Source organism: Bradyrhizobium sp. JYMT SZCCT0180, from assembly GCF_018130165.1.
GTDB lineage: Bacteria > Pseudomonadota > Alphaproteobacteria > Rhizobiales > Xanthobacteraceae > Bradyrhizobium.
The window spans coordinates 127,821-143,581 of record NZ_JAFCLZ010000002.1; the positions used below are offsets into that span (position 1 = coordinate 127,821).

The following is a 15,761-nucleotide window of genomic DNA, read 5'->3' on the forward strand; positions in this document are numbered from 1 at the left end:
GATCACGACAAGGCGTTTTGCCCGTCGAATTCGAACCCATATAGCATGCGATTATCATGCGTGTGCTATTGCCAAGCATCACACCAGCTCCAACTGCGGCGGATTTTGGATGATTTTCTGCACGAATAAGTGGCGTAGCGCGCTGGTGACCATCACGCTCGTCGTTGCATCCATCACGACGGCGCATGCGCAGGACCAACGCCGCCTCTATACACCGCCGGACCTTGCCACGGTTCGCGCCGTATCCGCCGAACAGGGCATGGTGGTGGCGCAGGAAAAACTCGCGGCCCGTATCGGCGCCGACATTTTGCGGCAGGGTGGCAACGCGGTCGACGCCGCGGTCGCGACCGGCTTCGCGCTGGCCGTGACCTATCCGCGCGCCGGCAATATCGGCGGCGGCGGCTTCATGGTGATACATTCCGCCGAGCGCAACGAAGACGTCGCGATCGATTATCGCGAGACCGCGCCATCCGCGGCCACGCGCGACATGTATCTCGGCGCGGACGGCAAACCCGACACCGACAAATCGCGCAATTCGGCGCTCGGCATCGGCGTGCCCGGCACCGTGGCGGGCCTGGCGCTGGCGCTGGAAAAATACGGCTCCGGCAAATTCACCCTCGCGCAGATCATCCAGCCATCGATCGAACTGGCCCGCGACGGTTTTGTCGTCGCCGACGACATGGCCGACACGCTCTCCGACATGTATCGCCGGATGGCGCGCTGGCCGAATTCCGCAAAATCTTTCTCGCGTGCCGATGGTGAGCAGCTGCGTGACGGCGACCGGCTGATCCAGCCCGATCTGGCGGCCACGCTGACCGCGATCGCCGAACGGGGCCCGCGCGGCTTCTATGAAGGGCCGGTCGCCGAAAAGCTCGCGAAGGCCGTCAGCGATGCCGGCGGCATCATGACATCAGACGATATGAAATCGTATCAGGCGCTGCTCCGCGCCCCGGTGCGCGGCAATTACCGCGGCTACGACATCGTCTCGATGCCGCTGCCGTCGTCGGGCGGCACGGTGTTGCTGGAAACGCTGAACATCCTCGAGGGCTTTCCGATGTCCGACATGAAGCAGGGCTCGGCCCCCTCGCTGCATGTCATGATCGAAGCGATGAAGCGCGCCTATGCCGACCGCGCCCGCTATCTCGGCGACCCCGATTTCGTCAACGCGCCGATGCAAGTCCTGCTTGCCAAGGATTATGCGGCGAGGCAACGCGCCAGCATCGATCCGGAACGCGCAACGCCATCGGCCGATGTCTTGAAGATCACCCCGCAACGCGAGGGCAGCAACACCACGCATTATTCGGTCGTCGACTCCAGTGGCAACGCCGTCAGCAACACCTACACGCTGAACTTCCCCTATGGCGTCGGCCTGGTCGCCGACGGCACCGGCGTGTTGCTCAACAACGAACTCGACGATTTCACCGCCGCGCCCGGCGCCTCCAACGCCTTCGGGCTGGTGGGGTTTGAGGCCAATCTGCCCGGCCCGGGCAAGCGGCCGCTCTCGTCGATGTCGCCGACCATCGTGCTGAAAGACGGCAAGCCGGTGCTGGTGACGGGTACGCCCGGCGGCAGCCGCATCATTTCGGCGGTGCTGCAGGTCGTCGTGAACGCACTGGATTACAAGATGGATATCGCCGCGGCCGTTGCCGCGCCACGCGTGCATCATCAATGGATGCCCGACGAAGTGCGCGCGGAACGCGGCTTTCCGCAGGAGACGCTCGACGCGCTGAAGGCCAGAGGGCATCAGGTGATCGTGCCGCTCGGCCAGACCTCGGCCAATTCCATCGCTGTGACCCCGGCCGGCCTGCTCGGCGCCCCCGATCCGCGCACCCGCGGTGCGGAAGCGGCGGGGCAGTAGGCGTATGGCCACAACCGCCGTTTGCCTGATCATGCGATCGGCGTAGGATTGTCCTTTGATCTTGCTCGGTCGGTTCCCTCCCCCCTTGCGGGGGAGGGTTAGGGAGAGGGGTTCACACGGGCAGTGCCGATGACGCCACCCCTCTCCCCGACCCTCCCCCGCAAGGGGGGAGGGAGCATAGCCATTCGTGCGAACCTAACCTGGAGTGCTCCCATGACATCCCTCAAAGGCAAGACGCTGTTCGTATCCGGTGGCAGCCGGGGCATTGGGCTTGCAATCGCGCTGCGCGCCGCGCGCGATGGCGCCAACGTTGCGATCGCCGCTAAAACTGCCGAGCCGCACCCAAAACTCAAGGGCACCATCTACACCGCCGCCGACGAGGTTCGCGCCGCCGGCGGCAAGGCGCTGCCGGTGCTCTGCGATATCAGGGACGAAGCCCAGGTAATCGCCGCGATCGACAAGACCGTCGCCGAATTCGGCGGCATCGACATCTGCGTCAACAATGCCAGCGCCATCAGCCTGACCAATTCGCAGATGACCGACATGAAGCGGTTCGACCTGATGATGGGCATCAATACGCGGGGCACCTTCCTGGTGTCGAAATATTGCATCCCGCATCTGAAAAAGGCTTCCAATCCGCACATCCTGATGCTGTCGCCGCCGCTCGACATGAAGACGAAATGGTTCGAGCATTCCACCGCCTATACGATGGCCAAGTTCGGCATGAGCATGTGCGTGCTCGGCCTGTCGGGTGAATTGAAGTCCGCAGGCGTCGCCGTCAACGCGCTGTGGCCGCGCACCACGATCGCGACCGCAGCCGTCGGCAATCTGCTCGGCGGCGATGCCATGATGCGCGCCAGCCGCACGCCTGAAATCATGGGCGACGCCGCTTATGTCATCTTCACCAAGCCGTCCCGCGAGTTCACCGGGCAGTTCTGCATCGACGACAAGGTGCTCTACGCCAGCGGCGTGCGTGACTTCGAGCCGTACCGCGTCGACAAGTCGGTGCCTTTGATGCCGGACTTCTTCGTTCCCGATGACGACGTCCCGCCGCCCGGCGTCACCGTGCAGGCGCTGCCCTCGGTCGCCGCCGCGAAACCGTAGCGCTGGAAACCGACGGGCAGCGGAGAGGCGTGTGGGTTGGCGAAGTTGGACCGCTGTCGCGTTGCTGCTGACCGTGTCGGCGACGGCCTGCATCATCTACCGTCCCGATCGCGCGATCCGCGTCGCCACGGCCGTGGTCGCGCACAATGTCTGTGCCAAGACCTTCGTCTCCGGGCTCGATCCGCAAACCGTGTTTTCGGAAACCATCGAACGTCCCGGACTGCGCCGCCTGCGCACGGCGCTGCAGTTCCACGTTGATCGCACCGCGATGAGTGTCGATGCGTCGGCGGCGTGGATGTTTGGCAGCCGCGCCGTCTATCATGAAGGGCTCGGCTGTGTACTGCGGCACGGAACGAAGGAGCCCTATATCCTCAGAAGCGACATTGACGCATTGAAGGTACCGAAATCGCCGCCGCTTCTGGGCGAGATTGCCGGCCCCGATGTCGTGGCGCCGTCCAATCCCGCATTGAAGGCCGCGCTCGATCATGCCTTCGAGGAGCCGGCCGAACCGCCGTTCCGGCGCACCAAGGCTGTCGTCGTGGTGCATGACGGCAAGGTGATCGCCGAGCGTTACGCCGGCGGCATCGGCGTCAACACGCCGCTGCTCGGCTATTCCATGACCAAGTCGGTGATCAATGCCTTGATCGGGGTGCTGACGCAGCAAGGCCTTGTCACGCCCTCGATGCCCGCGCCGATACCGGAATGGCGCGGCGATCTCAGGCGCGAGATCGAGGTCGAGCATTTGCTGCGCATGACCACCGGGCTGGCGCTCGATGAAGCCAGCAGCTTCAGCGAGATGGTCTATCTGCGGGACGATATGGCCGGCTTCGCCGTCAACGCTGCGCTTGTCGCGCCGCCGGGCACGCGCTGGGCCTATTCCAGCCCGACGACGCAGCTATTGGCGCGGATCATTCGCGATGCCGCCGGGGGACCGGAGCAGAGCCTGGCGTTTGCGTGGCGCGAATTATTCAATCCGCTTGGCATGCGCAACGTCACGCTGGAATTCGACGCGACAGGCACGCTGCAGGGATCGACCTACATGCTGGCGAGCGCACGGGACTGGGCGCGGTTCGGACTGCTGTTTGTCAACGACGGCGTTGTCGGCGGCAAACGCCTGCTGCACGAGGACTGGGTGGATTTCTCGGCCGCCGCCACCCTCGACACCGACTACGGCGCCGGGTTCTGGACCAATCGCAGCGAGCATGAAAGCGCCAGGCAACGCGTGCGATCAGGGATTCCGCGCGACGCGTTCTTTGCAGCGGGCGATCTCGGCCAGCGCATCGTGATCATGCCGTCACAGCGCCTCGTCGTCGTGCGCCTCGGCGACAGCGTCGATTCCACCGGCGACGTCGGAGGGTTCGCCAGGTTGGCGAAGGAAGTGATCGCGGCGGTGGGGCCTTGAGCTCCCTCGCCCCGCTCTTTGCGGGGAGAGGGTTGGGGTGAGGGGCTCTCTCCACGAGCACTGGTGTCAATTGATAGGCCTGTACCCCCTCACCCGGATCGCACCGGACGACGCTTCGCGTCGCCGAGGCGATCCGACCTCTCCCCGCAAGCGGGGAGAGGTAAGAAGGGTCACCTCCCCACCACATACGGCCCGCCCTTTTCCAGCGCGCGCGCATAGGCCGGGCGGGCGTGGATGCGTTCGAGGAACGCCATCGCCTTCGGATGTCCCTGCTCCAGCCCGCCGCGCGCGGCGGCGGCTTCCAGCGGAAAGCTCATCTGGATGTCGGCGCCGGAGAACTCGCTGCCGGCGAACCATTCGCTTTTCGCCAGTTCGCCCTCCCAGTAATCCATGTGCTGCTTGAGCTGCGGATTGACCAGTGTCGTCAGCGCCGTATTGCAGACCTTGCGCACCAGCGGACGCAACAGGGCCGGCGCGCGCTTCGGCATCAGCGTGAACAACAGCTTCAGCAGCAGCGGCGACATCGCGGAGCCTTCCGCATAGTGCAGCCAATAGGTGTAACGCAGCCGCTCCGGCGTATTCGCTGGGGGAATAAGCTTGCCGTTACCATAAGTGCCTATGATGTATTCCGCGATCGCGCCTGACTCCGCGACGGTGTTGACGTTGTCGGTAATCACGGGCGACTTGCCGAGCGGGTGAATGGCACGCAGCTCTTTCGGCGCGCGCATGTCAGCCTGCCGCTGATAGCGCACGATCTCGTAGGGCACGGCGAGTTCTTCGAGCAGCCACAGCACGCGCTGCGAGCGGGAGTTGTTGAGATGGTGCACCGTCAGCATGGCTGTCCCTCCGGGAATTGCGGATGTTCCCGTATCAGGCCTTGGCCGGTTTTGCGACTTGCCAGCCCTAGACAAAAGGACTGCACATAGGCCAAGGGATCATAACTACCCGGGTAATATTGACTTATGAAATATACCCGGGTATAAATATCCGATGTGGCTGTTTCGGAAACGCAAAATGACCCAAAGCTTTACCGCCTTCGAGGGCGAGCGGCGCTTCATTACCGGCTCTCTTGCCCAGGTGGCCCTCGCGATCAAGCGTGCCGGCCGGCCGGCTAGCTCGGTCCACATCTTCAGTGACAGCAGCGGCCGACCGCTCGATCTGGACCTGCGCGGCAGCGAGGACGAAATCGTCGCGAGGCTTCCGCGCACCGAGCCAGCGGCCCCTGCTCCCGAGCTCGCGCCGACGGAGCCGCGCGGCCGCGGCCGGCCCAAACTCGGGGTGGTGGCACGCGAGGTGACGCTGTTGCCGCGGCACTGGGAATGGCTGAACACCCAACCCGGCGGCGCGTCGGTCGCCTTGCGCAAACTGGTGGACGAAGCCCGCCGCATCAGCGGTGATCGTGACCGCCTGCGCGCGGCGCGCGATGCGGCCTACCACTTCATGTCTGCGATGGGCGGCAACCTCGTCAATTTCGAGGAAGCTTCGCGCGCTCTGTTCGCCGACGACCGGCGACGCTTTGCCGGACTGATCGCCGATTGGCCGGTTGATGTGCGCGACCACATCGTCAAGCTCGCCTACAGCGACCAGGCCGCGCAGGGAACATGACTTCTCGAAAACGATAGAGCGGGCTGACGGCGTCAGCCCGCTCTATCTGTTGATCTCGCAGTATCGACCGGCTAGGCTCATTTGGATGATAGTAATCATATAAGAAGCCGTCAGGAGGATGCCGTGAGCCCCAACCCGCAATTCATGTTCGATTTCGGCAGCCCCAACGCCTTCCTCAGCCACGAGGCGATCCCGGCGATCGAAAAGCGGACCGGCACGAAATTCGAGTATGTCCCGGTGCTGCTCGGCGGCATCTTCAAGGCCACCAACAACAAGTCGCCGGCCGAGACGCTCGCCGGCATCAAGAACAAGCGCGAGTTCCACGCGATCGAGACCGAACGCTTCGTCAAGCGCTTTGGCGTCAAGCCCTACACCTGGAATCCGTTCTTTCCCGTCAACACGCTGAACCTGATGCGCGCGGCCGTCGCGGCGCAGATGGAAGGCGTATTTGAAAAATATGTCGAGGCCGCGTTCCACCACATGTGGGTCGAGCCGAAGAAGATGGACGATCCGGAAGTGGCCATAAAGGCGCTGGCATCATCCGGGCTCGATGCGGCGAAACTCCTCGTCCGTTCACAGGACGCCGATGTGAAGGCAAAGCTGATCGAGAACACGCAGGCCGCCGTCGAGCGCGGCGCGTTCGGCTCGCCGACGTTCTTCGTCGGCAAGGAGATGTTCTTCGGCAAGGAACAGTTGCGCGAGGTCGAGGAGATGGTGGCGGGCAGATAGGTCCCTAACCCTCATGGTGAGGAGCCGCGCATTTCGCGCGGCGTCTCGAACCATGCAGGCCGAATTCTTGATTTCGTCCTTCGAGACGCCGCTTCGCGGCTCCTCAGGATGAGGGAAGTGGAGAGTTCACCAATGCAAAAACGCAACGCAACTGTCGCTGTCATTGGCGCAGGCGACTACATCGGCGGCGAAATCGCCAAGAAATTCGCCTCCGAAGGCTTCACCGTTTTCGCCGGCCGGCGCGACGGCGCCAAGTTGGAGCCGCTGAAGAAGGAGATCGAGGCGTCAGGCGGGTCGATCGTGGCGCGCTCGCTCGATGCGCGCAAGGAAGGCGAGGTCGCCGCCTTCCTCAACGAGGCCGACGCGCACGCGCCGCTGGAGGTCTGCATTTTCAATGTCGGCGCCAACGTCAATTTCCCGATTCTGGAGACCACCGACCGCGTGTTTCGAAAGGTCTGGGAAATGGCCTGCTGGGCCGGCTTCCTGGCGGGCCGGGAATCGGCGCGGCTGATGCTGCCGCGCGGCCAGGGCAATATCTTCTTCACCGGCGCCACCGCGAGCCTGCGCGGCGGCAGCGGTTTTGCCGCCTTTGCCAGCGCCAAATTCGGCCTGCGCGCGGTGGCGCAATCGATGGCGCGGGAGCTCGGGCCGAAGAACATTCATGTCGCGCATCTGATCATCGATTCCGGCGTCGACACCGCCTGGGTGCGCTCGCGCCGCGAACAGCTTTGGGGCAAGGAAGCCCTCGACAATCCGGATTTGCTAATGCCGCCGGCCTCGGTCGCGGCGTCCTATTGGCAGCTGTACCAGCAGCCGCGCAGCGCCTGGACGTTCGAGCTGGAGATTCGCCCGTTCGGGGAGAAGTGGTAATTCGTCATGGCCGGGCTTGACCCGGCCATCCACGTCTTGCTTGCTGCTATACCGTCAAGACGTGGATGCCCGGGACAAGCCCGGGCATGACGAGGTGATGCCTCAAGCGCTCTGATACAAGTAAGCAAGAACAATAAGGAGACCAACCAATGCGCATTCTCGTGGTCGGCGCCGGCGCCATCGGCGGATATTTCGGCGGCAGGCTGCTTCAGGCCGGGCGCGACGTGACGTTCCTGGTGCGACCCAAGCGCGCCTCTGAACTCGCCTCCGCCGGCCTCGTCATCAAGAGCCCTGCCGGCGACGTCACGCTGAAGAATCCGCCGACGGTGCAAGCCGACAAACTCAGCGAGAAGTTCGACGTGGTGCTGCTGAGCTGCAAGGCGTTCGACCTCGAGGACGCCATCAAATCGTTTGCGCCGGCGGTTGGCCCAAATACCTCGATCATCCCGCTGCTCAACGGCATGCTGCACTTGAACGTGCTCGACGAAAGATTTGGCGCGGAGCGTGTGCTGGGCGGCCTCTGCGCGATTGCCGCGACGCTCAACGAGGCGCGCGAGGTGGTGCAGCTGGCGCCGATGCAGTCGCTCAATTTCGGCGAACGCGACGGCAAGATGTCGGATCGCGTCCGTGCGATCTCCGACATCTTCACCAGCGGCAACATCGGCGCGGTTGCCAGCGAGCACATCATGCAGGACATGTGGGAGAAGTGGGTGTTCCTCGCCTCGCTCGCGGCATCGACCTGCCTGATGCGCACATCCGTCGGCAACATCCTGGCGGTGACGGGCGGCAGGGATTTCCTGCTCGGCATTCTCGATGAGACCAGCGCGATCGCAAAGGCCGCAGGTCACGAGCCGACAGGCCCGTTCTTCCAGCGCACGCGCGGTCTGCTGACCGCCGAAGGTTCCCCGATGACGGCGTCGATGTTCCGCGACATCAAGGGAGGTTTTCCGGTCGAAGCCGATCACGTCATTGGCGATCTCGTCGCCCGCGCCGACGCCGCGAAAATTCCGGTGCCAAAACTGCGCATCGCCTACACCCATCTCAAGGCGTATGAAAAGCAGCGGGGGTAGTGACAACCCGCGGGATCTAATTTTGGCGTCGTCCCGGCGAAGGCCGGGACCCATACGCCGCGGCCTGTCGGTGAGTACGCTGGCGTTGGATGCCTTCTAAGACAAGAAACTTCACGGAGTATGGGTCCCGGCCTTCGCCGGGACGACAGCTAAAGATGCGCCAGATAATGCGCCAGCGCCTCGATCTCCTCTTCGCTGAGGGAGTAGGCGACACTCGCCATCGCCGCCATGCCGCCGCCGGACCGCACCCCCGACTTGTAGTCGTGCAGCGCCTTTGAGAGATAATCCTGACGCTGCCCGGCGACGCGGGCGACCGCCTTGGTGCCGGCGTAGTCTGGCAGGTGGCAAGCCGCGCAACGCCCGCCCACCGCCGCCTGCGCGCCCTTCTTCGACAGATCCGGCTTGTCGTCGGCCGGCGGCTTCGGCGGCGGCAGCTGCGCGAAATAGGCGCCGAGATTGCGGATGTCCTCGTTGTTGAGCTGCTCGACGATCGGCTGCATCTGCTCGTTCTTGCGGGCACCGGCGCGGTAGAACACCAACTGCCACTGGATGAACATGTCCGGCTGCGCCGCCAGCGAGGGAATGTTTTCCAGCTGCGAGATGCCGTTTTCGCCGTGACAGCCAACGCACAATTCGGCTTTCGCCTTGCCGGCGGCGATATCGGCGGCATGGGTGGGGCTGCAGATCATCATGGCTGCAAGCAGGCTTCCGGCTAACGCATTCCGCATCATTATCTCCTCTCGTCATTCCCCGATGCGCAATTGCGCATCTGAGGGCGCGCAAAGCGCGAGCCCGGAATCCATAACCACGATAATGAGTATGGATTCCGGGCCTGCGCCAAGAGGCGCATCCCGGAATGACGGATGTTGGGTTTCCTAAAACGCGAAGCTGCGGCCACTCGTTCCCGAGCAACCGCAGCCCCTGATCGTGAAAGCCTTACTTCTTGGCGTAGCTGATGCGATAGATCGCACCGGCCCAGTCGTCGGACACCAGGATCGAGCCGTCCTTGTCGATGATGATGTCGTTGGGACGGCCGAGATAGCCCTGGTCGCCTTCGAGCCAGCCGGAAGCAAAGATTTCCTGCTTGGCGTTCTTGCCGTCGGGACCGACGATGACGCGCTTGATCCGGGCGCCCTGGTACTTTTTCCGGTTCCAGGAGCCGTGTTCGGCGATCAGGATGTTGTTCTTGTACTCGGCGGGGAATTGGCTGCCGGTATAGAACTTCATGCCGAGCGGCGCCACATGCGCGCCGAGATTGAGCACGGGCGGGGTGAATTCCGAGCACTTGTGACCCATCGCGAATTTCGGATCCGGCATATTGCCCTGATGGCAATAGGGATAGCCGAAATGCTCGCCGATCTTCGAGATCATGTTGAGCTTGTCGCTCGGCAGGTCGTCGCTGATCCAGTCGCGGGCGTTTTCCGTGAACCAGTAGCGGCCGGTGCGTGGATCGACGTCGCCGCCGACGCTGTTGCGGACGCCAAGCGCCCAGATTTCGGCGTTGCCGGTCTTGGGATCGACGCGGCGGATCTGCGAGAGGCTGGTGGGCGGGAGGCCGATGTTGAAGGGAGGTCCGAACGGCAGGTAGAACCAGCCCTCCTTGTCGACCGCGATGTATTTCCAGCCATGCGCGACGTAGGATGGCATGTCGTCATACACCACCTTGCCGGCGCCGAGATTGTCGAGATTGGCTTCGGCGTTTTCGTATTTGATCAACTTGTTGATCGCGACGACGTAGAGCGCGCCATCGACGAAGGCGAGGCCGGTCGGCATGGTGAGGCCCTTGAGGACAGTCTTGACCTCTCTCTTGCCGCCATTGTCCTTGATCGCGTAGACATTGCCGAGGCTGAAGGAGCCTACAAACAGCGTGCCCTTGTCGCCCCGGGCCATCTGCCGCGCCTCCAGAACGTTGGAGGCGTAGACCTCGATCTTGAAGCCCGCCGGCAACTTGATCTTCGGGATCAGCTTGGCGAGTTCGGCCTCCGATGCGCCGGTCGGCGGGCCGGACGGCGGCGCCTGCCCCCTCTGCGCCTCGGTCTCGTCGCCGAGGAACCAGTCGGGCGGCGGGTTGGTCCAGAATTCCTTGGTGCCGGATTCGTATTTCTTCAGCGCCTTCTGCTGCGCGTTGGCCTGGCTGGCCCCCGCCACGACGACGATCGCCGTGAGCGCAAGAATAGATCGATGGAAAGCCGATTTCATCGCGTCACTCCCTATGCAGCCTGGGGGGCTGCGCCTGTTATTATTTTGAACGTTCGAGAGGCGAACTTGGTCAGGTGAGGTGGAATAGACCGTAAAATGGTAGCACATCCATTGCAGGAGAAAAGCGTGGGCTGCGCTACCCTGTCAGACGAAATTAGATTGAGTGCAAAATTTTCTTCGTCGGGTTTTGTTTTCGGACTTTGTGCAAGGTGCGCGCTGCACCGCAATATTTGTTGCAAGCGAACGTGACGCCCGGATCGAACGATGCGCGTCCGATGGGCGGGCGTCCGCAAAAGCTGCAAGCCCTGCGTGTGTTCGTTCTCTGTGGGAGAGACCTGATAGGCTCTGCCGTGGCGCGGCAGCTCGCTGGGCGCGGGCAAGAATCATTCAGCCGGGCACGATCCAGCTTTTCCGCGAAAAGGCTTGGTCAATTTGGCGTGATGCGATTTCCGGCGACCGTCCCGTTACCTTCTTCGCGTTACCGACAGCACGGCGGTGCCGTGATTGTTGCGGTAGAGCAAATCGTAAAGACCGGGAATGCCGATCACGGCGTCGTTGACGAAGACGAACAGTTCTTCCTTGCCGTTGGGCGCAATCGTCGGCGTGATATTGAACTGGATGATGTCGTCATAGGGATCGGGTTCGTAGGAGTCCTCCTCGCCGCCGACATCGCCAAAACGCAGCACGATGCGGAACCAGTCCTTGGATAATTCCCGCCGCATCGGCAGCAATAGCGAGAGATAGACACGCTCGTACCATTGCGGCCGCTCTTTGCTGGAGAAGCCCCCGACCGGCGTGCCGATGCGGGCAAGGCCATTGAACCATTGCTTGTCTTCGCCGTTTTTGCCGCCGGGCTGAATGGTCACATAATAGCGGCCGCGATGCTGCAGCAGGATGCCCGTCGCCTTGCACAAATCCGACGTCTTGAATTCGACGCGCGCGGTCTGGTTGACGGCCAGCACCGCGGGTTTCGGATCGGTATCGCGATGCACGCAGGTATATCCGGCCATGTCCCAGCCGTCGTAAGCAAGGTGACTGACAAGCGCAAATCCGAGATAGACGAACACCGCCGCGAAGAAGCCCGGAGCGATCTTTTGCTTCAAAGTGTCCTGGATGCGGATGTAAAGCGGGCTGCTGCGCAGATCATAGATCCAGTTGTCGGGGAGCCCTGACGGCGCTTCCGGCGACTTGCGCCAGATCGAGGCCATCACGTTCGACGTTCGGGCCGCGATCTTCGAGGACAGGACCAGCAGGCCTGTGACCAGGACAGCGATGAAGGCGAACCAGCCCGGCGCGCGCGCGTAACCGTCGATCCAGGTCGTCGCAAAGCCCGGCAGGAATCCGCCGACAAACCGTACGAGGTGGGACACCCAGCGGATCGGACTGGTATATTCGTCGTAGCGTTGCGCGCTGCTGAGGAGCGGAAAGACGAGCAGCCACAGCGTCGCGCCGACGGTGGCGAAATAGGTGATGCGGCGCAGCCAGACCCAGTTCCAGACATGCTCCTGCGCCAGCGCGCGTTGCGCCGCGGCGGGGCTCGTCTCAAAGGGTTGCGTGGCGGGCGCGATGCTGAACTTGTCGGGCGCGACGATCTCGCCGTCCTCCTTGACGACGTCGTAATATGGCGGCAGGCCGACCGGGGCGTAGCCATGCGCGTTGTTCTCGATGCGCCTGAAGACGCTTTCGTGAATCTTGGCGCTGACGACGTCGACCTCGTCTTCTTCCAGTTTCTTCGGATAGAACGCCGGCACCAGCTTGCGCGGCCCGTAGCGATAGTATCCGCCAAGGCCCTTGCGCGGATCGTAGAGCCGTCCGTCCTTGTCTCGCTTCGAGATCGCGTTCTTGAACGTATCGGGATCTGATATCATGCGGTCTGGGCTCGGCGGCTGGCCCGCATAATCCGACTTGAATTTGAGCCCGCAGCGCCTCGCCTCGGTGATCATCCAGACGAAGGGGATGTGGGCCAGCGCATCGTCGGGGTAGCCGCCGCCGACATTGGTATGCACGCCGGCGAACCAGACCTGGCTGATACGTTCGTCCTTGATGAAGCGCTTTGCTGAGGGATCCGCCACCGCCGCGCCGCCATTGGTGCCGGCGGTCTCGTCCCAGAGCTGCGGGTGGAAGGTGGTGCGTTCCTCGTCGAGCGCCAGCGCCTGGCAGGCGCGCGCGACGCTCGCGGGCAGATGCTTGCCCGGCAGTTCGAGCCGCCAGAGATATTTATGAATGCCGCGGGTCATTTCGTCGACCGGCATGCCGTAGGCGGCAACCGTGTCCCAGACGCCGATGAACCTGACCTTGACGTTCCTGCGAACCTCCTTGGGCGGGTAGTGCGGACCGAACTTGTTGCGGAACCACTGGTAGGGTGCTTCCAGCCTCAGGTCATGATAGCGATCCCGGCGATAGGCGCGGTAGGCCGCACTCGCGAGACTGTGCAGTTCGGCTTCGTTGTCGGCTTTGACCAGGCCCTGGCTGTCGATCAGCCCCATCACGATCCGGATCGTGAAGGCGCCGCGGCTGAAGCCGAAGCCGAACAGCTCGTCGTCCTTGTCGCGATAATTCCGGCAGGCAAACTTGTAGAGCGCGATGACGTTGCGGCGCAGGCCGAGACCGAACGCACCGCCGAGGATCGCCATCGGCTTGAACGAGGAGGTGCCGACGCCGTCGTCATAGAACGCGACCTGGTCGTTGCCGGAAAGATCCAGCGCCTCGAACGTGCGCCAGACATTGGTGCGCCAGACTTTTGCCGCGGAATTACCGGTGCCGTCGGACAGCAGAATGATTTTTCGGCTCATGGGACATGCCTCGCCCGCGGCATGAAATGAACATGCAACCTAGGGTACTAGAGGTTGCCACGTTCTCTTCGAATAGAGAAGCATACCGCGGGCAGGGCGCCTTCAGTCAATACGGCGGCTCGTCATAGACGGGCTTGCCGTCGATCAGCAGGCGCTTGATCGCCGACTGGCCGGAAGGCGTCACGGCCGCGACTATCTCCAGCCGTGTCTTTTCGGTCGTCTCGATTTTCTTGCCCTCGCCCTGCGGCACGAAATAGCTCTCGAGCCCATATTTCACGAGCGCGGCGCGGATTCCGGGCTTGCAGACCCTGAGCCCCGCCTCGTTAGGCGGACAGACCGATCCCGCGCTCACCGTGCCCAGAATGACGATATCGGCGCCGGACGCCGCCGGCCGCTCGGATGAGATCGCGACCGCCCGCGCCTTGCCGTTCTCGTCGGGCCGCAGGGTCACGAATACTTTTCGTCCCCGTTTGAACTCACTCGTCGCGTCCTTTGGCAAGTCAACTGATGAGATTTTATAATCGAGAATGACGTAATCGCCGCGAAACAGGTCGCGCGGGTCGACGGGTACGATCTCGAGCCGGACTTCCTGGCCGTTTCGCAATATTTCCGCGCGTTGATAGACCATCGCGAGGATCAGTCCGCAGAGCAGCAGCGCGGCGAGGATGTAGCGCGGAAGCAGCGGCACGCGCCCGATCAGGCTGTCGACGGTACTCATCAGGCCGCACTCCCCGAGGGTTGCTCATTGGCACCTCTAGACCAGCTTGCGAGTTTGCGCGCCCCCAGGGCGAGGCCCAGCAGCACGACGCCGGCAGCAAGGAAGAACAACGACTGGTCGAGCAACGTGCCGACCGTGCGCCAGAGCAGGATCAATATCGAAACGCCGAACACCGCGTAGCCGACGATGACAAATGTCCGCAAGCCGACGAGAAGGCCGCCTGCGATCAAGGCCACCGCGCTGACGAGCACGGCGATGGGAATCAGCACCCGGCTCGGAATGGCGGGGCCGCCCGCCAGCATCAGCGGAATCGTCAAGCCAATGGCGCAGGCCGCGATGATCACAAGCCGCCCCTTGTCCCTGTCCCGCGCAAGCACCGCGAGGGCCGCGAGCGCGAGCACCGCCGCGACAAAACCAAGGCCGACATGCGCATCGATGGCGTGCGCGAAGCGGACATATTTTTCCAGAACGAGCTCGATTTCAAAGCAGAGCAGCACGCCGAAGGCCCAGCCGCCCCATGGCAACAGCGCCCGGAACTCGGCGGGCCAGTCCCGGTCCAGCGCCAGCAGGCCGATCGCGATGTAGGCTACCGAGAACGCAATGCCGCCATGGATCAGCCGATCCGCCGGCGACCATATCGTTGCGGCCAGCCAGAGGCCCAGCGCCAGAACGGCCGCGTGCGCCACCAGGCGGTTTTCGCGGCCCAGCGCCAACGCAAATGCCGGAACGAACAGCAGGAAAAACGGCCAATGGATTTCGCGCCATTCCGCGTCGTCGAACCTTCCGAGCGTCCAGGCCGCCATCGCCGCAAAGCCAATCACCAGCGGACCGCTCTTGCCCGTCAGCGCGGCCGCGATCACTGCGCCGATCGCCACCAGCATCGCGCCAGCCGGCCAATCTCCCGGCAGATGATACATCTGGCCGACCAGCGCCACGCCCGCGCCAAAGCACAGCGTGGCGAATGTCACGGCGGCATCGGCGCCCCAGGGGATCGCGCGCCGGCCGAGCAGAAGGGCGATCGGGAAACAGGCCGCAATCAGCGTGAGGATGCCGACCAGCCTGACCAGGCGTGGAATCTCCTGCCAGTTCGCGGCAACAAAGGCGCTGACGCTGGCGGCCAGCATCAAGGCGCCAAGCATCGCGAAGATGGCGGGCAGGCGCGAGGTCGCCTCTTCGCCAAATCGCGCCTTGCGGATGGAATGGGCCGCGTCGCCCGAGATCACGCCGTCTGCGACCCATTTGACCAGGTCCGCCTCAAGGCGCTGCCGATATCCCCGTTCAAACAATTGCCACCCTCGCTTGCGTCACGACGATCCTTGCGGCGCCGCATAACACGGCGCTGCCATCCTTGGTATCCGAAGATGGCACATAGGTTCGGCAGAGCAGGAAAGAAGGCGGCAAGGCCCAGCGCCTC

Annotated in this window: 13 protein-coding genes; 7 read left to right on the forward strand and 6 right to left on the reverse strand. The window is 63.4% G+C overall.

What is annotated here, in order from left to right; genetic code table 11:
• Positions 1 to 109: 109 nt before the first annotated feature.
• From ggt to JQ641_RS03220, 3 genes are all read left to right on the forward strand, one after another.
• The gene (ggt, locus tag JQ641_RS03210) at positions 110 to 1,858 is read left to right on the forward strand and encodes a gamma-glutamyltransferase (protein WP_211994396.1); all 1,749 of its coding nucleotides are present in this window, start codon (positions 110 to 112) and stop codon (positions 1,856 to 1,858) included.
• 213 nt (positions 1,859 to 2,071) lie between these two features.
• The gene (locus tag JQ641_RS03215) at positions 2,072 to 2,962 is read left to right on the forward strand and encodes an SDR family oxidoreductase (protein WP_211994397.1); all 891 of its coding nucleotides are present in this window, start codon (positions 2,072 to 2,074) and stop codon (positions 2,960 to 2,962) included.
• Between the two features lie 31 nt (positions 2,963 to 2,993).
• Positions 2,994 to 4,364, forward strand: coding sequence for a serine hydrolase domain-containing protein (locus tag JQ641_RS03220; RefSeq protein ID WP_349628490.1), 1,371 nt, complete (start codon positions 2,994 to 2,996; stop codon positions 4,362 to 4,364).
• Positions 4,365 to 4,534: 170 nt separating this feature from the next.
• Here the strand turns inward: JQ641_RS03220 and JQ641_RS03225 are convergent, their stop codons facing one another.
• Positions 4,535 to 5,200 (reverse strand): glutathione S-transferase family protein, encoded by a 666-nt coding sequence (locus JQ641_RS03225; protein ID WP_211994399.1) that lies wholly within the window; start codon positions 5,198 to 5,200, stop codon positions 4,535 to 4,537.
• Positions 5,201 to 5,378: 178 nt separating this feature from the next.
• On the opposite strand from JQ641_RS03225, the gene JQ641_RS03230 reads away from it, so the two are divergent.
• The 4 genes from JQ641_RS03230 (at position 5,379) to panE (ending at position 8,638) form a co-directional block, all read left to right on the forward strand.
• The gene (locus tag JQ641_RS03230; protein ID WP_211994400.1) at positions 5,379 to 5,969 is read left to right on the forward strand and encodes a DUF2239 family protein; all 591 of its coding nucleotides are present in this window, start codon (positions 5,379 to 5,381) and stop codon (positions 5,967 to 5,969) included.
• A 144-nt stretch (positions 5,970 to 6,113) separates the two neighbouring features.
• A complete protein-coding gene (locus JQ641_RS03235; RefSeq protein ID WP_211994686.1) occupies positions 6,114 to 6,698 on the forward strand; it encodes a 2-hydroxychromene-2-carboxylate isomerase in 585 nt (194 codons plus the stop codon).
• A gap of 132 nt (positions 6,699 to 6,830) precedes the next feature.
• Positions 6,831 to 7,568 (forward strand): SDR family oxidoreductase, encoded by a 738-nt coding sequence (locus JQ641_RS03240; RefSeq protein ID WP_211994401.1) that lies wholly within the window; start codon positions 6,831 to 6,833, stop codon positions 7,566 to 7,568.
• A gap of 149 nt (positions 7,569 to 7,717) precedes the next feature.
• Positions 7,718 to 8,638, forward strand: a complete 921-nt coding sequence (gene panE / locus JQ641_RS03245; protein ID WP_211994402.1) for a 2-dehydropantoate 2-reductase — start codon at positions 7,718 to 7,720, stop codon at positions 8,636 to 8,638.
• Between the two features lie 149 nt (positions 8,639 to 8,787).
• Here panE and JQ641_RS03250 read toward each other — a convergent pair whose 3' ends face one another.
• From JQ641_RS03250 to JQ641_RS03270, 5 genes are all read right to left on the reverse strand, one after another.
• Positions 8,788 to 9,366: a c-type cytochrome gene (locus tag JQ641_RS03250; RefSeq protein WP_211994403.1), complete on the reverse strand. Its 579-nt coding sequence runs from the start codon at positions 9,364 to 9,366 to the stop codon at positions 8,788 to 8,790.
• A 208-nt stretch (positions 9,367 to 9,574) separates the two neighbouring features.
• A complete protein-coding gene (locus JQ641_RS03255) occupies positions 9,575 to 10,837 on the reverse strand; it encodes a PQQ-dependent sugar dehydrogenase (RefSeq protein WP_211994404.1) in 1,263 nt (420 codons plus the stop codon).
• Positions 10,838 to 11,301: 464 nt separating this feature from the next.
• Positions 11,302 to 13,629 (reverse strand): T6SS phospholipase effector Tle1-like catalytic domain-containing protein, encoded by a 2,328-nt coding sequence (locus JQ641_RS03260; protein WP_211994405.1) that lies wholly within the window; start codon positions 13,627 to 13,629, stop codon positions 11,302 to 11,304.
• Positions 13,630 to 13,735: 106 nt separating this feature from the next.
• Positions 13,736 to 14,347: a GDYXXLXY domain-containing protein gene (locus tag JQ641_RS03265; protein ID WP_211994406.1), complete on the reverse strand. Its 612-nt coding sequence runs from the start codon at positions 14,345 to 14,347 to the stop codon at positions 13,736 to 13,738.
• A complete protein-coding gene (locus JQ641_RS03270) occupies positions 14,347 to 15,633 on the reverse strand; it encodes a DUF2157 domain-containing protein (RefSeq protein ID WP_211994407.1) in 1,287 nt (428 codons plus the stop codon). The genes JQ641_RS03265 and JQ641_RS03270 overlap by 1 nt, the downstream gene beginning before the upstream one ends.
• Positions 15,634 to 15,761 lie beyond the last annotated feature (128 nt).